General features: G+C 26.5%; 19 protein-coding genes and 2 pseudogenes. 15 read left to right on the top strand and 6 right to left on the bottom strand.

Annotated features, from left to right (window positions below; genetic code table 11):
- The coding region (locus tag JWF52_RS14645; RefSeq protein ID WP_208334276.1) for a hypothetical protein at window positions 1-1,011 on the bottom strand (1,011 nt) is incomplete at its 3' end.
- Between the two features lie 179 nt (window positions 1,012-1,190).
- On the opposite strand from JWF52_RS14645, the gene JWF52_RS14640 reads away from it, so the two are divergent.
- Window positions 1,191-2,468: an exosporium morphogenetic protein CdeC gene (locus JWF52_RS14640; RefSeq protein ID WP_286184199.1), complete on the top strand. Its 1,278-nt coding sequence runs from the start codon at window positions 1,191-1,193 to the stop codon at window positions 2,466-2,468.
- 45 nt (window positions 2,469-2,513) lie between these two features.
- Here the strand turns inward: JWF52_RS14640 and JWF52_RS14635 are convergent, their stop codons facing one another.
- The 4 genes from JWF52_RS14635 to JWF52_RS14625 are packed head-to-tail and all read right to left on the bottom strand — an operon-like array spanning window position 2,514 to window position 5,334.
- A complete protein-coding gene (locus tag JWF52_RS14635; RefSeq protein WP_208334275.1) occupies window positions 2,514-3,155 on the bottom strand; it encodes a hypothetical protein in 642 nt (213 codons plus the stop codon).
- Between the two features lie 9 nt (window positions 3,156-3,164).
- Window positions 3,165-3,521, bottom strand: coding sequence for an MATE family efflux transporter (locus JWF52_RS19415; protein WP_353654957.1), 357 nt, complete (start codon window positions 3,519-3,521; stop codon window positions 3,165-3,167).
- 20 nt (window positions 3,522-3,541) lie between these two features.
- Window positions 3,542-4,489 (bottom strand): oligosaccharide flippase family protein, encoded by a 948-nt coding sequence (locus JWF52_RS14630; RefSeq protein ID WP_286184198.1) that lies wholly within the window; start codon window positions 4,487-4,489, stop codon window positions 3,542-3,544.
- Window positions 4,490-4,539: 50 nt separating this feature from the next.
- Complete coding sequence (locus JWF52_RS14625) at window positions 4,540-5,334, bottom strand: histidinol-phosphatase HisJ family protein (protein WP_208334274.1); 795 nt, start codon at window positions 5,332-5,334, stop codon at window positions 4,540-4,542.
- 108 nt (window positions 5,335-5,442) lie between these two features.
- On the opposite strand from JWF52_RS14625, the gene pdxR reads away from it, so the two are divergent.
- From pdxR to JWF52_RS14610, 3 genes are read left to right on the top strand one after another with little or no spacing between them, the layout of a single operon-like run.
- Entirely contained in the window at window positions 5,443-6,864 is a 1,422-nt protein-coding gene (gene pdxR, locus JWF52_RS14620) for a MocR-like pyridoxine biosynthesis transcription factor PdxR (RefSeq protein ID WP_208334273.1), read from the top strand.
- Between the two features lie 56 nt (window positions 6,865-6,920).
- On the top strand, window positions 6,921-7,130 hold the full coding sequence (locus tag JWF52_RS14615) for a DUF896 domain-containing protein (RefSeq protein WP_208334272.1): 210 nt from the start codon (window positions 6,921-6,923) through the stop codon (window positions 7,128-7,130).
- Window positions 7,131-7,182: 52 nt separating this feature from the next.
- Window positions 7,183-8,577, top strand: coding sequence for an aminopeptidase (locus tag JWF52_RS14610; RefSeq protein ID WP_208334271.1), 1,395 nt, complete (start codon window positions 7,183-7,185; stop codon window positions 8,575-8,577).
- Between the two features lie 24 nt (window positions 8,578-8,601).
- Here JWF52_RS14610 and JWF52_RS14605 read toward each other — a convergent pair whose 3' ends face one another.
- Entirely contained in the window at window positions 8,602-9,510 is a 909-nt protein-coding gene (locus JWF52_RS14605; RefSeq protein WP_208334270.1) for a selenium metabolism-associated LysR family transcriptional regulator, read from the bottom strand.
- A 314-nt stretch (window positions 9,511-9,824) separates the two neighbouring features.
- On the opposite strand from JWF52_RS14605, the gene JWF52_RS14600 reads away from it, so the two are divergent.
- From JWF52_RS14600 to JWF52_RS14550, 11 genes and pseudogenes are all read left to right on the top strand, one after another.
- Window positions 9,825-10,574, top strand: a complete 750-nt coding sequence (locus JWF52_RS14600) for a hypothetical protein (protein ID WP_208334269.1) — start codon at window positions 9,825-9,827, stop codon at window positions 10,572-10,574.
- Between the two features lie 239 nt (window positions 10,575-10,813).
- Entirely contained in the window at window positions 10,814-11,767 is a 954-nt protein-coding gene (locus JWF52_RS14595) for an ABC transporter permease (RefSeq protein ID WP_208334268.1), read from the top strand.
- Window positions 11,757-12,709: pseudogene (locus JWF52_RS14590) on the top strand (iron chelate uptake ABC transporter family permease subunit). The gene JWF52_RS14595 and the pseudogene JWF52_RS14590 overlap by 11 nt, the downstream one beginning before the upstream one ends.
- Window positions 12,710-13,464: pseudogene (locus JWF52_RS14585) on the top strand (iron ABC transporter ATP-binding protein).
- 87 nt (window positions 13,465-13,551) lie between these two features.
- The gene (locus JWF52_RS14580; RefSeq protein ID WP_208334267.1) at window positions 13,552-14,505 is read left to right on the top strand and encodes a siderophore ABC transporter substrate-binding protein; all 954 of its coding nucleotides are present in this window, start codon (window positions 13,552-13,554) and stop codon (window positions 14,503-14,505) included.
- Window positions 14,506-14,672: 167 nt separating this feature from the next.
- Entirely contained in the window at window positions 14,673-16,373 is a 1,701-nt protein-coding gene (locus JWF52_RS14575) for an ABC transporter ATP-binding protein (protein WP_208334266.1), read from the top strand.
- 71 nt (window positions 16,374-16,444) lie between these two features.
- The gene (locus JWF52_RS14570; RefSeq protein WP_208334265.1) at window positions 16,445-16,627 is read left to right on the top strand and encodes a hypothetical protein; all 183 of its coding nucleotides are present in this window, start codon (window positions 16,445-16,447) and stop codon (window positions 16,625-16,627) included.
- Between the two features lie 102 nt (window positions 16,628-16,729).
- Window positions 16,730-17,605, top strand: coding sequence for a metallophosphoesterase (locus tag JWF52_RS14565; RefSeq protein WP_208334264.1), 876 nt, complete (start codon window positions 16,730-16,732; stop codon window positions 17,603-17,605).
- A gap of 18 nt (window positions 17,606-17,623) precedes the next feature.
- Complete coding sequence (locus tag JWF52_RS14560; protein ID WP_208334263.1) at window positions 17,624-18,340, top strand: glycerophosphodiester phosphodiesterase family protein; 717 nt, start codon at window positions 17,624-17,626, stop codon at window positions 18,338-18,340.
- A gap of 117 nt (window positions 18,341-18,457) precedes the next feature.
- A complete protein-coding gene (locus JWF52_RS14555) occupies window positions 18,458-18,934 on the top strand; it encodes a C-GCAxxG-C-C family protein (protein WP_286184194.1) in 477 nt (158 codons plus the stop codon).
- 13 nt (window positions 18,935-18,947) lie between these two features.
- Window positions 18,948-19,880: a TDT family transporter gene (locus JWF52_RS14550; protein ID WP_208334262.1), complete on the top strand. Its 933-nt coding sequence runs from the start codon at window positions 18,948-18,950 to the stop codon at window positions 19,878-19,880.
- The last annotated feature ends 452 nt before the right edge of the window (window positions 19,881-20,332 follow it).

Here is a 20,332-nt window from a genome sequence, read left to right as displayed (position 1 = left end):
AAAACCAAGTATTCCAATATCATTAGCCGTTGTAAAAACAGACGTAACATTATAAGGAATATCATCAACATAGTTAGATGAAAAATTAGCTCTAGTAAAATCTTCACCTAAACTAAATTTATCAACTTCATGCTTACCCCAAGTTTTCCCAAAATCATTAGATGTACATATATTTAGCTTTTCATAGTCAACCCATGATAGATAAATATTAGATTTATATTTAATTAAACTAGGATATCTGCATGTAGAAGGCTTCGTTATATAAGTACAAACATCTACATCTAATTTGTCATCACTTAAGTATCCGTTTATGTATTTAACTGCATATCCGTTACCTACTTCTTCAGAAAATGTTAAGTGATAAAAATTCATACTGTCTCTAAGTGCAGATAAATAAATTTTTCTTTTACCAGAATCAGTGATTTGAATAGGATTGCACCAAGTTAAGGTATTTATATCAAATTTAGATAAGAATATTTCTTCATATCCATTTACTAGATTAAAGTAGTACACGATTGGACAGTTATTGCTCCATGATACTATAAAATTATTTAATACTAAATGATTTATAAAATCAACTTTATTTTCTACCCAAACACCATTATGATTATAATGATGAAATAATGCACAAGTATCAGTAGAATTATTGTTATAAACATAGTATAAAATGTGAATATTATTTTTTATTCTTTTTATATATGGAAACATTAAATCAAATTTTTTGAAATTGAAACTTAAAATTTCTTTTTGAATAATTTCGTTAGATCCTTTTTTTAATTCAATCATATTTAATGAATTATCTTTATATATTCCGTAGATATTATCATATTCATCTAAATCAAAGTAAGAATTAGTGAAATCTATATTACTAGAATTAGCTAAGGAATTAGAATAAATTAAATTATCATCTTTATCTAAGTAGTCAAATCTAAGATCTTTATCAGAATAGATATGGCAAATATCTTTATTTGAAAGTCTAAGAATAGTAGAGCATTTATTAATAAAACTCACATATATCCCCCCTTATAGAAACGTTTATATTATATATTATATTTTAAAAAAAATTATTTATTCTAATTTATCTAATCTTCAAGTCCAAGTAACAAATGGTAATAAAACTGCATATTATTAATTAGGCTACAAAAAGCCAAGACACTTTAATAATTCATTTAAGGGGAGGAAGTTAAGATATGCAAGATATTAAAAGAAGTAAAAGAAGAATGACGAATCAACAAGTTGAACCTATGGTTAATAATGTTGAGCCTAATGAAAAACATATAGAAGGTTGCATGGATGAAGAACTAAATAGAGGTTGTGGATGTAAACCAAAACAAAATAAATGTGAGTGTAAGCATGATCATGACTGTGATTGTAAACATGACCACGATTGTAAACATGACCATGATTGCAAGCATGATCATGACTGTGATTGCGATTGTAAACATGACCATGATTGCGACCACAATCATAAACACTGTAAACCTTGTGAATTAGAATCAGAAACATGTGTTAAAAACCCATGCGCACACCCTGGATGTGGAGGTCCTATAAGACCAGTATTATCACCAGCAAATGCTAGACCAATTGCAATAGAAACTAATAGAGTATTTGATACTATGGTATTCCAAACTTTTACAGATGCAGTAGCTCCAAATGGAGAGACACTAGTTTTTGATTTTGATGTAGTAGATGTAAATGGACCAATTCCAAGAGGTGGTCAAGTAAATGTAACAATAGATAAAGTATGTATGAACTTCTCTGCTATAGTAATAGATACAGGAAGAACTACTTTAGAAGACTTCGATATAGAACCACTAGAACCAACAACTGGTAAATCTTGTGAAACTATCTTTGAATATGCTGTATGTGGAAGAAGAAATGATACATGCTGTAATCAAGGATTAGGTCAAAATGTAGTTTATAAAGAAAGAGGATTAAGTGTATTAGTAGAGGACCTAGTATTAGAACTAAGAGGTAGATGTGGATGTACAGAAGTAGTAGCATTGGCATTCCCAGCAGTTAGATTAATGGGTGGACAAATTAAGAGATGCTGTGATGTTGAATTCTTATTCAATACATTAACAGCTCCTATAAGTGTACCAGCTGATGGAAGAGCATTTACTTTAAGACAAGACTTTAGAACTAATTTAACTGTAGACTGTATAGGTAAAGCTTTATTAAAATGCATATGTGATGAATGTTGTGAATCTCACTTCGAACTATGTATACCAAATGATATAGATTTAATAATGTGTTTAGAAGCTGTAGTTAGCACATTAACTAGTGAACAACTAGTAGTTTTAGGATCTCAAAATGCAATACAACCAAGAGTAGTAGATACTTTTGATAAAGTATGTGATTTTAGAACATGTGAAGAAAGAGAAAGAGACAGAGATAGAGATAGAGATAGAGACAGAGATAGAGATAGAGATAGAGACAGAAACAATAATTGTGGATGTAACAGATAGATAATTAAGTATAAAGCTACCAATTTTATTGGTAGCTTTATTTTATTAAAATTTATATTTTATACTATAACAATATTCAAAAATATCATCTTTAATATCTGATTCTTTTAAATCTGTAGGGCACCCACCTCTAAGCATAGAATTAGGTGTTAGCCATTTTTTACTAATATTATTAAATATAAGAGTATTATTATTAAAGCTTCTATCAGATTTATTTAATGCCTTGTATTCAAAAACAATATTAGATGAGTCATCTATATTAAGTCTATAAAAATATCCATCATTTTTACAAATATTATTTATATTATATCTAGAGAACTTTGAATTTTTCTCGTCAAAATTAAAATGGGAAACTTTATATAAGTTTTCAGATAGAGGATAATTTTCTACAGCAAAGATATTTAAGTAGTCATCAATTATATATAATCTCATTTCTTTAATATTTCTAATACTATTAAAAACTTTATTAATAACTTTTTTTCTCCAATTACCGTTATTATTAGTAAAATGAACTAACTTCCCTTGTCTATCTATACCACAGATATGAATTTTATTATTTGAATCAATATTTGCACAATAAGAGAATATATTATTAGCCAATCTATCAGTGCGTTCATTTATATTTTTTATATATAGGCAATTTTTATTGGTATATATATAAAAAGGTTTTATATCATTATTATTCATTGTAGCCTCCTAGTATTTAAATTTTTTTAAAGTTCTAATAAGAACTATAATATGTAACAAACATGTAAACATTGAAACAAGTGTCATTGTGTATATGTATGCATAAATATTAATACTTGGAACAGGAAGTAATAAGTAAAGTGCAATTAACTGAATAATCATACTGATAATAGTAATTACACTAGATGCAACTTCTTTTTTTATAGAATGAAGTATACCTGATAATGTTTGATTTAAAGACATAAATAAAGGAACTAAAAACATTGCCTTTAAATATGTACCAGCTAGCTTATTATCAAAAATTAATAAGCAAAGCTTACTTCCGAAAAAATAAAAAAAAGTAGAAGATACAACACCAACTGTTATAGTTAAAAGTAGAGCATAATTTATTTTTTTACAACATTTTTATACTTACTAAGTGCCATTTCTTGTGAAATACTTGGTATTAAATTGACAACCAAAGCAGAACCCACAGTAAAAGGAAGGTATACAAAAGGCATAACCATTCCGCTTATAATACCATACATACTTAATGATTTATGGTATGAAAGTCCTGATAACACAAGTCTAGATGGAACAATCATTGAACTAATTGAGTGAAGTAATATATTTGACATACGATTACAAGTTATTGGTATAGAAAGCCTAATTGTTTCCATAGAGGAACTATAAAAATCTTTAATATTAATAGTGTATCTATTATAAAGATTAGAATTTTTATAAAGACAAATACTTATATAAAGTATGTTTACGGCTTCACCAACTGAGATACCTAAAAGTGCAATATAGCAGTTTAAAGATTTATTATTTATATACATTATAATTAAAAAAACAAATATAATTTTACTAATTTGTTCTAAAATTTGACCAATAGCAGGTACAGCTACTTCCTTAATACCATAGTAATACCCCCTAAGTACATTAGATAGAGTTATAACAACAATAGCAGGACAAATTGCCAGTATAAATAAGCTTAAATCACTATGCTTTAATAATTTAAGGGATAGAAAATTAGCATTTAAAGCAATAAACAACGAGATTATCAAAGCAACCAAAAATGCTACATACAAAGTAGATATAAAAAGAACATTACTATTATGTTTATCATTTAAAGCCTTTTTCTTGGCAACTAAGCAACTAAGGGCAGTGGGAATACCTGTAGTGGTAAAAGCTAAACAAATCATTAAAAAGTTAAAAATTATATGATATATACCTAAGCCTGTTTCTCCAATTGATCTTGATAAAAATATTTTATATAAAAAACCAAGAGCCCTTACTATTATATTAGATACAAATAAAGTAATAGTAGATAATACGAGATTAGGTAACTTCAATAAATCACCCCCTTATGTTTAAATATATTCATAAGGGGGCGAAAAAATAATTATATCTTTATAAATTCTGGATTCATTTTGTTAAATTTGCAAACATACTCAAATCCTATATCTTTTAGATATGAGTATATGTAGTCAAATTGATATGCGATTTGAGATGTATTGTGAGAGTCTGAACCTGTAGTTATAATTTCTCCTCCTAAACCTTTATACATATTTAATATATATCTAGATGGCGTTAAATCTGGAAGATTATATCTATAACAAGATGTATTTATTTCTATACCTTTTCCATCATGTATGGCTTGTTTTAATATAGCTTCTATAATATCTGAAAATAATTTATCATCTAATAATTTATCATAGTTACCATATCTTTTAACTAAATCCAAATGACCAAGAACTGAATAATCTTTATAGTTTTTTATAATATTATAAAGCTTTGTAAAATATATCTCATAAGCTTCATATTGTGTTTTATCTTTAAAGAAGTTTCCAAAGTATAAATCGGATCTATTAATAGCATGCATAGAACAAATTATAAAGTCAAAAGGATACATATTAGCTTCTTTACTACATTTATCTATTATTTGTTCTTGAAGACCAAATTCTATACCTTGTTTTATAGAAATTTTATCAAAGTACTTATTTTGGAAAAATTTTATTTTATCAAAGTATTTATTATAATCAATCCCCCAATCATCATCAGCATCAAGGTCATAATCAACATGATCTGTAAAGCATATTTCGTTTAAGCCTAAATCTATAGATTTTTTTATCATATCTTCCATATCAGTTTTGCTGTCATTAGAGAAACTAGAGTGCATGTGATAGTCATAAAACATAAATATTTCCCCTTTTCATTAAAATTTTGGTATTATATATACATACTACATATTAGCAAATATAAATATAACCATCAAGGAATTAAGAAAAATATAAGTGGTGATAAAATGGAAAAATACAATATAGAATTGGATAAAAATACTATAAAATATCTACAAATATACAATAATATAAAGCAAATGATATTAACCAAAGAAATAAATGAGCATGAAAAATTACCACCAATAAGAAAGTTAGCTAAATATATAGGTGTGAATAATACAACTATAGTTAAAGTCTATGAATTATTAGAAAATGAGGGGTATGTATATAAATCTATTGGAAGTGGGACATTTGCATCAGTGCTTAAAGTGGAGAAAGAAGAAGACCATAAAAATAAAGATGGAGTAATACAATTTGATAGTGGAAATCCATCTACAGAAATGTTTCCAATTGAGGACTTTAAGAGTGCTATAAATATGGCATTAGCTAAAGAGGGAAGCTCTATATTTGAATATGATGAAGGATTAGGCTATGACAATCTAAGAAAAAAAATTGTTGACTACCTTAAAAAAAGAAGTATAGAAACTAGCAAAGAAAATATTCAAATAATATCTGGAGCACAGCAAGGAATTGATATTATTTGTAAAGGTCTTATTAATTACTCTGATGTAGTGTTTGTTGAAGAACCAACATATAATGGAGCAATACAAGTATTTAAAAGTAGGGGAGCAAAAATAATATCTATACCAATGCTAGATGATGGAATTGATATAGGCATACTTAAGTTAAAGCTAGAAAAAATAAAACCTAAGTTAATATACACTATGCCTAATTTTCAAAATCCTACGGGCATATCATACTCTACATATAAAAAGAAAAAACTTATAGAATTAGCAGAAGAGTATGATTTTTATATTGTTGAAGACGACTTTATAAGTGATTTTAAATTTGATTCAGATGATAATAGACCACTAAAAAGTTATGATGATAAAAATAGAGTTATATATATAAAAAGTTTCTCTAAGATATTTATGCCTGGCCTTAGAATAGGTATTGTAGAGATACCCAATGAGCTTTTAAAGAAAGTGCTATGGGCGAAGTATTCTTCAGATATATCAACGCCAGGACTTATTCAAAAATCAATGTACTATTATATGGAATGCTTTGACTGGGACAAGTACTTAGAAAGTGTAGAAACTATATATACTCAAAAATATAATTTAGCAAAAAAGTTGATTAATGAAAAATTGAGTGATAAATTAAAGATAAGTAATTCAAATGGAGGAATAAATTTCTTTTTAGAATTACCCAGAGGGTATTTATCACAAGATTTTGAAAAGTTTATGCTAGATAAGGGAGTATCGATACTTCCTGGTACATATTTTTTTGATAATATATTTGATGATAGATTTTTTAGGATAAATATAGCAAAGTCAAGTATACAAGATTTAGAAAAGGGAATATCTATAATATATGAAAATTTAGATGAATTTTTAAAAGAGTATAAAAACAATATAAATATAAAAAGTAATAAATTATTTTATTAAGAAAATAGGAAAGGAGAATACTCAGATTTAAAGAATTATTTGAGTATGATGACAAAATGTTTGATCAAAAGAAATTAGATAGAATAAATGAACTAGCGAAGAAAAATAAAACTGAGGGTTTAACTGAAATAGAGATAAAAGAAAGAGAAGAATTAAGAAAAGAATACTTAGCTAACTTTAGAGCTCATTTTAGATCAAGATTAGATCAAGTTAAAGTTGTATCACCAGAAGAATATGAAGAACATATGAGAAATAAAAAAAACTAATCATAAAATAATATAATTAGTTTTAAATATATTATAGTTTTGGAGGGGTACCATGAAACTAAAGCATGAATTTAAAAATGCATGGGAAGTTGAAAGAGAAAATAATAAATTAAATGACATAATGTCTTACGCTAATGAATATAAACTATTTTTAGATAATGGAAAAACTGAAAGAACCTCAGCTAGAGAAATAGTAAAAATAGCTAAAGAAAATGGGTACATATCAATAGACGAAGTAATACAAAGAGGTAGTATAAGTCCAGGAGATAAAATTTATGCAGCTAATAAGGATAAATCTGTTGCCTTATTTGTAATGGGTAAAAATCCATTAGAAAAAGGAATGAAAGTAATAGGCGCTCATATAGATGCTCCTAGAATAGATTTAAAGCCGAACCCACTATATCAAGAAGCTAATCTAGGATTTTTCAAAACTCATTACTATGGTGGAATAAAAAAATACCAATGGACAGCAACACCTCTTTCTATACATGGAGTAGTGATTTTAAATGATGGTAAAAAAGTAGATATTTGTATTGGAGAAGATGAAAATGATCCAGTATTTTGTATAACTGATTTATTAGTACACTTAGCAGGAGATCAGATGCAAAAGAAACTTTCTGATGGTATAACTGGAGAGTCATTAAACATATTAGTTGGACATATACCATTAGAAGGCGAAGAAAAAGATGCTATAGAACAAAATATATTAAAAATACTAAATGATAAATATGGTATGATTGAAGAAGATTTTTTAAGTGCAGAAATAGAAGTTGTTCCTTCTGGTCGTGCTCGTGATTTAGGATTTGATAAATCTATGGTACTAGCTTATGGCCATGATGATAGAGTTTGTTCTTACGCCGCTGTAAAATCAATAATTGAAACAGAAATGCCAGAATACTGTGCAGTTGCATTATGTGTTGATAAAGAAGAAGTTGGCTCTCAAGGAAATACAGGTATGCAATCTAGGTTCTTTGAAAATACAGTTGCAGAACTTATTGCTTTAGAAGGCAATTACTGTGACTTAAAGGTAAGAAGAGCTATGGCAAATGCTAAGGTATTATCTGCAGATGTTTCAGCTGGATATGACCCTAATTATGCAGATGCTTATGAAAAAAGAAATTCAGCTTATATGGGTAAAGGGGTAGTATTAAGTAAATACACTGGATCTAGAGGAAAAGGTGGATGTAATGATGCTAATGCTGAATTTATGGCAGAAGTAAGAAGAACTTTTAATAATGCTAATGTAGTATGGCAAACTGCTGAACTTGGTAAAGTAGATCAAGGTGGTGGTGGAACTATCGCATATATACTAGCAAACTATGGAGCAGAAGTTATAGATTGTGGAGTGGGAGTGTTAAATATGCATGCTCCTTATGAGATAGTTTCAAAAGTTGACATATATGAAATGTATAAAGGATATAAAGCATTTTTTAATATGAATATATAATATAAATAAGCCTTGAGAGAGATCTTAAGGCTTATTTATATTATAATAATTACATAAACTATATAAAAATTTATTTTCTAGTGGGTTAAAAGTTTTTTTCTTAGAATATATAAAATAAAACTTTCGTATAAATTCTATATCTTTAATTCTATAAAAGTTTAGCTTTTTAGAATTTATAAAATCTATGGCAGAAATATAAGATACAAAAGATACCCCAATACCAACTCTAACCATCTCTTTAATAGATTCATTAGATTCTATATGAGCTGCTATATTTAATTTATCTATGGCAAAATTATTACTTTTTAGAGTATTTAAAATTAAGCTAAGAGTACCGGAACCCTCTTTTCTCATAATAAATTTAAGATTATAAAGTTCATCTAAATTAATATAACCATTTTCATTTTCAATATATAAATCATTTGGAGTAATTAAAATAAGTTCATCATCAATTAAATCGAGGTATTCTATTTGAGAATTATTGATTTTTGAACCAACAAGTCCAAAATTTATTTTTTCATTTAAAATTTCAGATATTGCATATTGAGAATCATAATGACTAACAGTAAACTTTACGTCAGGATATGTACTAGAAAAGTTACTTAGAAAATCAGGTAATACATAAGTTTCTGGAATAGAACTACAAGCAATATCAATAATTCCTTCTATTTTACCTGAATACTCTTTTATATCATAAATTGCTTTTTTACAATTATTTAATATTTCAATAGCATGTTCATAAAGAAGTTCTCCGGATTTAGTTAAAGTAATATTTTTATTGCTTCTATTTACTAAAATAGTGTCTAATTCTCTTTCGAGATTTTGAATGTGAGCACTTACTGTTGGTTGAGTTAAAAATAATTCACGAGCGGCCTTTGAGAAACTTTGATGCTTAGCTACAGCAATAAAAACTTCGAGTTGTTTAAAATCCATAAAAAATCCTCCTTTTTCTAATTATTATATTATAACATAGAATAGGTTATATAGAGTTTTGATTATTTATATACAATCTGTTATAATATTGGAATAATTTGGGATTAATTTACAAAAACATAAAAATTTATTTATTAATGAAGGTTAATAAGTCATTCTGTTACAAAAATATTACAGATTACCCTTAAGTATTATTAAAGCTTATCAAATAGTATATAATTTATCTAAGGCAGCTAATATAAACTCTGTGATATAGAAAATATTTCAAATGTTATATAAAGAAATATTGAAATTCACGAAAGGAGGATTAATCAATGAACTTAAAAAAGACTATATATAGTATTATTTTAATAGGTATGTTTGTTACGGGATGTAGTAAAAATAATATAAAAGAACCAAGTAAAATTGCAGATGAAGAAACCCATCAAAAAACTATGACAAAAGTCCAAAACAATGCAAATGAGATAATTGGTAAGGACTACGATTATGTACTTAAGAATATGGGGGTACCATATTGTACCACATACTATATAGATGCTGAACTTATGGAGAGTGCAAATACTATAGATGAACTTAATAAAATTGTAACGGCTAATAATATGAGGTTAATATATCCGAAGTATACATCAGATAATGAACTAGATGGAAGTGCATTATATATAGAAATTAATAATTATAAAGTTATAGGTGTGCAAACTTATGAGTTTTCAGATTATGATATTGAAACGGAAGCCGTTAGGAGTAATGTAGATATAATTGTAGACCAATACAACGAAAAAATAACATTGCCAATAGAAAAATTCAAAAATATAGATTTTAAAAACTATATTCATAAAGATAAAAAAGAACTATATAGTTTATTAGATGAAGACTCATCAAATTTTGAAGCATATGATAAAGAAAGAAAAGAAAAAATAAAAGGGTACTTTTTAAAAGAAAATGACGGTAGCTTTAAAAATGTATTAACAATATATGAAAAAGATAATTTAATTGAATCTATTGATATAGTTAGTGCAGATAAGACAATGAACGTAGTGAAAAGTCATTTATATAATAATAAATAGATAAAAAGTTATAACAGATGTTATAGCTTTTTTTATTTGTTGAATATTATTTTCAATTATATGTTATAGATTATAAAAAATGGGTATATTTATTTATGTAGTCGCAAATGATAATTTTTATCGATGAAAAATATTTAAGTATTGACAATGATAATTGTTATTGTTAAACTTATAAAAAGTGAAAATTATTATCAATTAAAAATAAAATACATAGTAAAAGGAATTTTGTGGGAGGAATAATGAAAAAGAGGTACTTAATTATAGGACTAATAGTTTTATCTTATATTTCCTTGTTTATAGGAGCTCAGGATATAACTTTAATGGATATATTTACTAAAGATCAATATAAACTAATGGTATTTCTTATAAGTAGAGTACCAAGACTAATAAGTATATTAGTTGCAGGCCTAGGTATGAGTATAGCGGGGCTTATAATGCAACAGGTAAGTAAAAATAAATTTGTATCTCCTACAACAGGAGCTACAATAGATGCAGCTCAGTTAGGTATAGTAATTTGTATGTTAGCAATACCAGGGGCATCTATATTTACTAAAACAATGGTATCATTTATTTTTTCACTTATAGGAACGTTTATGTTTATGAAAATAATAGGAAAATTACAATTTAAAAATATAATATTTGTACCATTAGTAGGTATAATGTTTGGTAATATAATAGGAGCTATGACAGATTTTATAGCTTATAAGTACGATATGAGCCAAAATGTAACTGCATGGATGCAAGGTGATTTTTCTATGATACTTAAAGGAAATTATGAAATATTATACATAACAATACCTCTTGTTATATTAGCTTATATTTATGCAAATCGATTCACAGTTGCTGGAATGGGTGAAGATTTTGCAACAAATCTAGGTCTAAATTACAAAAAGGTAGTTAATTTAGGATTAATAATAGTATCTTTAGTAACAGTATCTGTTGTTGTTACAGCAGGTAGTATCCCTTATATAGGACTTATAGTTCCAAATATTGTATCATTATATATGGGTGATAATATAAGAGAAAGTATATGGCATACAGGTTTATTTGGAGCAATATTTGTACTTGTATGTGATATATTTGGAAGAATAATTATATATCCATATGAGATATCTATAGGACTTACAGTTGGAGTTATAGGAAGTATAACATTCCTTTATATGATATTAAGGAGGAATGCAAATGAAGCTTAGTATTAACAAAAGAATATATATGATGGGATTAATAGTTTTAGTATTTGCAATACTATTTTTAAGTTATGGAATAGATATGAACCATTTAGACTATGCCTTATCTAAACGAATTCCAAAAATTGTAGCAATAGTTTTAGGTGGAGGATGTATAGCATTTACTACTGTAGTCTTTCAAACAATTACTAACAATCAAATACTAACACCTAGTGTGCTAGGGTTAGATTCATTGTATGTATTAGTTCAAACTGTAATAGCATTTTTATTTGGTTCAACAAGTACATTTATAATAAATAAAAATTATAACTTTATAATAAATGTATTGATTATGATTGCAGCTTCTGTGTTATTGTACAAAGTGTTATTTGAAAAAGGAAAAAATAATATATTTTTCTTATTACTAGTAGGTATGATATTTGGAACATTATTTAAAAGTGGATCATCATTATTCAAATTATGATAGACCCAAACGAATTTTTAGCTGTACAAAGTAAGATGATGGCTAGTTTAAATAACATGAATACAGATATTCTTATAATTGCATCGATAATGATTATTGCTATTATGCCTTTTATATATGATGATATAAAATATTTAGATGTATTGTCTCTAGGAAGAGAACAAGCGATAAACTTAGGTGTAGATTATGATAGATTAGTAAAGAAAATGATTATAGTAATATCTGTTTTAGTATCAATATCAACAGCACTTATTGGTCCTATGACATTTTTAGGCTTAATAGTTGCTAATATTGCAAGAGAAAGTATGAAAACATATAAACATACTTACTTAATATTAGGAGCAACACTAGTTAGTATGATTACATTAATTGGTGGTCAATTCTTTGTACAACATATATTTAAATTTAATACAACATTAAGTGTAATTATAAACTTTATAGGTGGAATTTACTTTATACAACTATTATTAAAGGAGAGTAAATAGATGATAGAAATAAAAAATATATTTAAAAAATATAAAAATAAAAATGTCGTAGATGATGTTTCCTTTAATATAGAAAAAGGAAAAATAACATCTTTTATAGGACCAAATGGAGCAGGTAAAAGTACAGTTTTATCAATAGTAACTAGACTTATATCTGGAGATGGTGGAGACGTTTTAATAGAAGGTAAGAATTTAGACGGTTATGAAAGTAAAGAACTAGCAAAAAAATAGCTATACTTAAGCAATCTAATAATATAACTTTAAAGCTTACAATAAAAGAATTAGTTGGATTTGGTAGATTCCCATATAGTGAAGGTAATATAACTAAAGAAGATGAAAAATATATTGATGAAGCTATAGAGTATATGAAACTAACTGATATACAAGACAAATATTTAGATGAACTAAGCGGTGGTCAAAGACAAAGGGCTTATATAGCAATGGTAATAGCCCAAGATACAGAATACATATTACTTGATGAACCATTAAATAATTTAGATATGAACCATTCTGTTCAAATGATGAAGGTTCTTAGAAATCTTTGTGATGAATTAGGTAAAACTATAGTTCTAGTAATGCATGATATAAACTTTGCTTCATGTTACTCAGATAATATAGTAGCACTTAAAAATGGAAAGATTGAAAAAGTAGGAACTATAGAAGATATAGTTCAAAGAGAAGTTTTAGAGGATATTTATGAAATGGACTTTGATATAAAAAGTATAAACGGAAATAGAATATGCGTTTATTTCTAAAAATACAGAGATTGCAAAACAGCAATCTCTTATAAAAAAGACATAATTGAGAATGATTTTAAATATTAATAAAGAGGAGAGATTGATATGAATAAAAAAGCAGCAATTATAGCTGGAGTAGCAATAATAGGATTAGTAGGAGCATTTGCATTAGGTGGGAATAAAAAAAAGGGACAAGAAACAGCAGTAGAGGCAAATGCGAGTATGAAAATAGTTCATAATTTAGGAGAAACGGATGTTGTAAAAAATCCTAAAAAAGTTGTAGTGTTTGATTATTCGGCGTTAGACACAATGGATGCTTTAGGGATTGAAAATGTAGTAGGTCTTCCAAAAGCAACTTTACCAAAGTCTTTAGAAAAATATAAAGATAAAAAATATGCAGACTTAGGTGCATTAAAAGAGCCAGATTTAGAAGGTATAAAATCACAAAACCCAGATTTAATAATAATAGGTGGAAGACAAGCAGATTTTTATGATAAATTATCTGAAATAGCTCCAACAATAAGTATAAGTAAAGATAACAAAGATTACTTAGGGTCAGTTAAGAAAAATATAAATACAGTAGCTCAAATATTTGGTGTAGAAGAAAAAGCTAAAGAAGAATTTGCTAAAGCTGAAAAGAAAATAGCAGAATTAAATAAAAAAGTTAAAGAAAAAGATATAAATGCTTTAACAGTAATGGTAAATGAAAGTAAGTTAAGTGTATTTGGTGAAGAATCAAGATTTGGTATATTATATCAATCATTTGGATTTAAGAATAAAGATCAAAATATAGATGATTCAGCTCATGGTCAAAATGTTACTTTTGAATATTTAGCTAAACAAAATCCTCAAGTTATGTTTGTTTTAGATAGAGGTGTAGCAATAGGCAAATCTGAATCAGCTAAGTCAACATTAAATAATGATATGGTAAAATCTATGGATGCATTTAAAAATAATAAAATAGTATACTTAGATGGAGCAACTTGGTACTTAAATGATGGAGGACTTAACTCTTTAAATACAATGATAGACGATGCTATGCAGGCAGTTAGTAAATAATAATATTGGGTATAAATAAAAAGTACGGTTTTACCGTACTTTTTATATTGTTTTATTTATAAAGTATTATTTGTATGAATATATTTTAAATTAGGTATGATATAATATTTATTTAAGCTAAATTAAATAGTGTGAATTTTTATTATATTAAGACAGGAGGGATTTATATGCTAAAGGAATTTGTGAAATATTACAAACCATACAAAAAACTATTTATATTAGATTTATTAGCAGCATTTTTATTTGCGACATGTAACTTAGTTTATCCCATGATAACTAGAAATATAATGGACGAAGTTATACCAAACAAAAATATACAAATGTTAGCAGTATTTGCAATAGTACTTATAGGGATATTTATATTAAAAGCTGGGCTAAATTATTTTATGCAGTATTGGGGGCATGTTGTAGGTGTTAGAATGCAAGCTGATATGAGAAGTTATGTATTCACACATTTACAAAAACTACCTAATACTTATTTTGATAATAATAAGACTGGTGTTACTATGTCTAGAATAATAAATGATTTAATGGAAGTATCAGAATTAGCACATCATGGTCCAGAAGATTTATTTATTTCTATTATAATGCTAGGAGGATCTTTTGCTATTTTATTAGGAGTAAACGTAGAGCTTACTCTTATGATATTTGCAGTACTACCTTTTGTAGTGTGGTTTGCAATAGCGCAAAGAAAGAAAATGAATAATGCATTTATGAAAACTAGAGTAAAAACAGGAGATGTAAATGCAACTTTAGAAAATAGTATAGCAGGGATGAAGGTTACTAAATCTTTTTGTACTGAAAAAGAAGAGTTAGAAAAATTTTCTGAAAGTAATAATATATTTAGATATGCAAGAGAAAGTGCATACAAAGTTATGGCTGAATATTTCTCAGGCATGAACTTATTTATGGATATATTAGAACTTATAGCCCTTGTTGCAGGAGGTTATTTTACTTATCTTGGAAGAATAACATTAGGAGATTTTGCAGCGTATATACTATATGTAAAAATGTTTATAGAACCAATAAAGAAACTTATAAACTTTACAGAACAATATCAAAGTGGTATGACAGGATTTGAAAGATTTAATGAAATAATAAATCATGAAACTGAAAAAGAAGTGAAAAATCCAGTTGAATTAAAAGGTGTAAAAGGTGATATAGAAATAGAAAATGTATCTTTTACATATGAAGATGAAACTCAAGTTTTAAATGGATTAAGTTTATCAATAGAAGCAGGAAAAACTGTAGCATTAGTTGGACCATCTGGAGGAGGAAAGACTACTTTATGTAGTTTAATACCAAGATTTTATGAATTTGAACAAGGTGATATAAAAATAGATGGTAAGAGTATAAGAGATGTAAGCTTAAAATCTTTAAGAAAAAATATAGGTGTAGTTCAGCAAGATGTATTTTTATTTACAGGAACTATAAAAGAAAATATTCTTTGTGGTAATCCAAATGCTAGTGATGAAGAGATTATAGATGCAGCTAAAAAAGCAAGAATACATGATTTTATAGAAACACTTCCAGATGGATATGAAACTTATATTGGAGAAAGAGGAGTTAAATTATCAGGTGGACAAAAGCAAAGAATATCTATATCTAGAATATTCTTAAAAAATCCTCCGATAATAATTTTAGACGAGGCAACTTCAGCGTTAGATAATGTTACAGAAAGAGAGATACAAGAATCTTTAGAAGAATTAAGTAAAGATAGAACTAACTTAGTTGTTGCACATAGATTATCTACTATAAAAAATGCTGATGAAATAATCGTTTTAACTGATAAAGGAATAGAAGAAAGAGGAACTCATGAAGAGTTAATAAATAAAGACGGAGTTTATAGTAAACTTCATAGAAAGTAGATTGAATATTAAATGTCTCATTTGGATAAATTAAAAGTGCATAACTAAGAGTTTCATAGGAGGCATTTTAAATGGACAATAATAAAAATAGACTTAAAGACAGACCAAAATCTAAGGCAGAACTGAGAAAAATGTACTCTGAGCATGGATCAGAGTTAGGCATAGAAGATGGTCAAAAAATTGGAGCAAAAGATTCTGGAAGTAATAAAACTAAAACGGAAAAACTATATCATAAAGTAAAAAAGAAAGATTAATAATTAAAAGAAGAGATTTAATAAATCTCTTCTTTTTTATTTATTTTTATAGTAACTTATAATATAAAATAAGTAAGTGTATTTTAAAGTGAGGTACTTAACATGATAAATGAAATTTTAATTGGAGGTGCAATTTTAACAAGTGCATACTCTTTATATAGATACCAAGTAGACAGTATAGAAAAAACTGAATATATAATAGAAAATGCTAAAATACCTAAGGAGTTCGATAATTTTAATATAGTTCAAATTAGTGATTTGCATAATAAAAGTTTTGGAAAAAATAATAAAAAACTACTGAAGATTATAGATGAATTAAATCCTGACATTATAGTAATAACAGGGGATTTAGTAGATGGAGAAAATAAAAAATTTAATATAGCATTAAATTTAATAGATGACTTAACTAAAAAGTATAAAGTTTATCATATAATTGGTAATCATGAACAAAAATCATTAATAAAAAGATATAAAGATTTGTATAATAATTACTTTAAAGAACTATATAGTAAAAATATAATTAATTTAGAAAATGAAGTAGTTAAAATAGAAAAGAATAATAGTCATATAAATATATATGGATTAATTGTACCTTTAGATTATTATATATATTTTTTCAATAATTATAAAAATAAAAACTTAAAATTAGATAAAAAAATTATAGAAGATATTTTAGGTAAAATAGATAAAAATGAATATAATGTTTTACTTGCACACACACCATTTTTCTTTGAAGAATATGCTTCTTGGGGTGCAGATTTAGTATTAGCAGGTCATGTACATGGAGGGATTATAAGAATTCCATATGTTGGTGGATTACTATCTCCAAACAGAGAATTTTTTCCTAAATATGATTTTGGAACATATAATAAAGAAGAATCTACAATGTTACTTAGTAAAGGATTAGGAGGTTCTAGAATTTTAATGAGAATAAATTGTAGACCAGAAATAGTTAAAATAACTTTAAAACACAAATAAGATATGGGGGAAATAGACATGATTATATTTGCACATAGAGGATACAGCTTTAAATATCCTGAAAATACAATGCTAGCTTTTGAAAAATCTTTAGAAAAAGATGCAAAAGCAATTGAACTAGATATTCATAAAACTAAAGATGATAAAATAGTTGTAATACATGATGAGGATATAGAAAGAACATTAGAAGGGAAAGGTCTTATTAAAGATTATACTCTAGAAGAATTAAGAAAATTTAAATGTAAGACTATAAAATTTAGAGATAATGATTTATGTAAAATTCCTACATTAGAAGAAGTAATAAATTTAATAAAAGATAAAGATATATTTTTAAATATAGAAGCAAAAACAGATGTAATTGACTATAAATTAGAACAGGATACTTTAGATATAATTAATAAATATGGTATGAAAGATAAAGTGTTAATATCTAGTTTTAATCATGAAAGCATAAAAAGATTTAAAGAACTTAAAAATGATATTAAATATGCAAACTTGTATGGAGATAAAGGTACAAATAGTAAAGATCTAACTAAAAAAATCAAAGAATTAGAACTTTATAGTATTAATATAGATGTTGAATTAGCTACAAAAGAGCTAGTTCAACATGCACATGATAATAATATAAAAGTATTTGTTTATACTGTAAACTCTTTAGAATTAGCTGAAAAGCTAATTGAATATGGAGTTGATGGTATATTTACAGATTGTATTGAATTGATGAAAAGTATATAAATTATATAAAAAAGCTATAAGTACTATCATATATATTGGTAATTACTATTTGAATTTACAACATAAGACATAAAATATATAATTTAGCTGAATGTAATATATATAGGAGGTATCAATATGGTTAAAGATATGGTAATGGCAGTAAGTGTAAGTAAGATTCAAAAAGATGCAGAAGAGTTATATAGAAAAGGTGATTATTTCTGCTCAGAAGCTATAGTGGCATCTATAAGAAGTAACTTTGAATTAGATATGCCAGAAGAAATGATAGCAATGGCATCAGGGTTTCCAATTGGAATAGGAAGATCTAAATGTGTATGTGGAGCTGTTTCAGGAGCTATAATGTGCATAGGATATTTCTTTGGAAGAAAAACAGGGGCAGATCCTAAGGTAAATAGAACTTTAGAATTAGCAAATGAAGTACAAGAAAGTTTCAGAAAAAATCATAGAGTACTGTGTTGTAGTGTACATACTAAAGGTATGGATATGGGTTCAGGAGAGCATAAAGAACAATGCATAGCATTTACAGGTGAAATGGCTAGAAAAACTGCTGAGGTTATAGTTAGAGAATTATGCATAGCCAATTTAGACGACTAATTAGGTGAACTATATGATAAATATATTAAAAAAAGTTCCTATACCTATGGCTGGATTGATGTTAGCCTTAGCGGCGACAGGTAATCTAGTCTTATCATATGGAGAAATCTATAGAAATATTTTTGGGATTTTATCTACCATATTATTAGTATTAATGTTAATAAAAATATTTATTGATTTTAAAGGTATTTTAGAAAAACTAAAAAATCCAGCTATAGCAAGTGTAGCCCCGACTTTTAGTATGGGAATTATGATACTTTCAACATATATAAATAAACTAGCTCCACGCTTAGCAGTATCAATATGGAGTATAGGATTGATTTTACATATTATATTGATATTATATTTTACTTATAAATTTATAATGAAGTTTAATATTAAGAAAGTACTCCCGAGTTATTTTGTAGTTTACGTAGGAATAGCAACGGGAAGTATAACTGCTCCTACTTATAATTTAAATAAACTAGGAGAGTATTTATTTTGGTTTGGATTAGTGAGTTATATAATTTTACTACCAATAGTGCTTTATAGATTATTTAAAGTAAAAGATATTCCTGAACCAGCTCTTCCAACAATAGCAATACTTACAGCACCTGCAAATCTTTGTCTAGCGGGATATATATCAAGCTTTAAAGAGAAAGATATTTTAATGATAGGATTTTTAGGAACACTATCAATTTTAATATTTATTGGAGTAGTGATATATTTACCAAAGATATTAAAAGTAAAGTTTTATCCAAGCTATTCAGCGCTTACTTTTCCACTTGTTATAACTGCAATAGCAACTAAGCAAACTAATATGTATTTTATAAAGCAAGGGGTAATAATACCTATATTAAAATATTTAACTTATTTTCAGATGATAATAGCTATAGGAATTGTAGCTTATGTATATTATAAGTATGTAGTATTTTTATTTTCAAGTACTAATGAAGCTAAAGCATAAATTAAATATAAAAAAGGCTTAAGTAGTTTAAAAAACTTAAGTCTTTTTCTATTGAGAAAATATAAATAATTTATTTTATTAGTAAATTTTAGAAACAAAATACAGATTTTCTATAAAATAAAAGAGCTTCAACTAAAATGTTAAAGCCCTATAAATTCTTAATTGGTGCCGGATATGGGACTTGAACCCATACGGTATTTCTACCAACGGATTTTGAGTCCGTGTAAAAGTCATAACCGACTATATCTAAGTAAATTCAATTGTTTCAACGTTTTGATATTTGAAAATACCAACGGATTGTTATAATTTTTAACCTAGTTGTATTATAGCACAAAAATAATTTAGTATGTACATAAATACAGAGCAAATAAAAGAAAGAGTAGAAAAAATCAAAAGTTAATACAAAATCTTACAAAATCCTACAATTAATATATGATACTATGTTGTATAAG

This window comes from Clostridium sp. CCUG 7971 (genome assembly GCF_017590215.1).
Taxonomy (GTDB): domain Bacteria; phylum Bacillota; class Clostridia; order Peptostreptococcales; family Peptostreptococcaceae; genus Faecalimicrobium.
The sequence above is the reverse complement of the archived record's forward strand: the minus strand, read 5'-3'. Positions and strand labels throughout refer to the sequence as shown.

Excerpts from the sequence above, each read along its gene's own strand:
- JWF52_RS14640 (WP_286184199.1), top strand. The coding sequence starts at position 1,191 with ATGCAAGATATTAAAAGAAGTAAAAGAAGAATGACGAATCAACAAGTT.
- JWF52_RS14635 (WP_208334275.1), bottom strand. The coding sequence starts at position 3,155 with ATGAATAATAATGATATAAAACCTTTTTATATATATACCAATAAAAAT.
- JWF52_RS14625 (WP_208334274.1), bottom strand. The coding sequence starts at position 5,334 with ATGTTTTATGACTATCACATGCACTCTAGTTTCTCTAATGACAGCAAA.
- pdxR (WP_208334273.1), top strand. The coding sequence starts at position 5,443 with ATGGAAAAATACAATATAGAATTGGATAAAAATACTATAAAATATCTA.
- JWF52_RS14615 (WP_208334272.1), top strand. The coding sequence starts at position 6,921 with ATGTTTGATCAAAAGAAATTAGATAGAATAAATGAACTAGCGAAGAAA.
- JWF52_RS14610 (WP_208334271.1), top strand. The coding sequence starts at position 7,183 with ATGAAACTAAAGCATGAATTTAAAAATGCATGGGAAGTTGAAAGAGAA.
- JWF52_RS14605 (WP_208334270.1), bottom strand. The coding sequence starts at position 9,510 with ATGGATTTTAAACAACTCGAAGTTTTTATTGCTGTAGCTAAGCATCAA.
- JWF52_RS14600 (WP_208334269.1), top strand. The coding sequence starts at position 9,825 with ATGAACTTAAAAAAGACTATATATAGTATTATTTTAATAGGTATGTTT.
- JWF52_RS14595 (WP_208334268.1), top strand. The coding sequence starts at position 10,814 with ATGAAAAAGAGGTACTTAATTATAGGACTAATAGTTTTATCTTATATT.
- JWF52_RS14580 (WP_208334267.1), top strand. The coding sequence starts at position 13,552 with ATGAATAAAAAAGCAGCAATTATAGCTGGAGTAGCAATAATAGGATTA.
- JWF52_RS14575 (WP_208334266.1), top strand. The coding sequence starts at position 14,673 with ATGCTAAAGGAATTTGTGAAATATTACAAACCATACAAAAAACTATTT.
- JWF52_RS14570 (WP_208334265.1), top strand. The coding sequence starts at position 16,445 with ATGGACAATAATAAAAATAGACTTAAAGACAGACCAAAATCTAAGGCA.
- JWF52_RS14565 (WP_208334264.1), top strand. The coding sequence starts at position 16,730 with ATGATAAATGAAATTTTAATTGGAGGTGCAATTTTAACAAGTGCATAC.
- JWF52_RS14560 (WP_208334263.1), top strand. The coding sequence starts at position 17,624 with ATGATTATATTTGCACATAGAGGATACAGCTTTAAATATCCTGAAAAT.
- JWF52_RS14555 (WP_286184194.1), top strand. The coding sequence starts at position 18,458 with ATGGTTAAAGATATGGTAATGGCAGTAAGTGTAAGTAAGATTCAAAAA.
- JWF52_RS14550 (WP_208334262.1), top strand. The coding sequence starts at position 18,948 with ATGATAAATATATTAAAAAAAGTTCCTATACCTATGGCTGGATTGATG.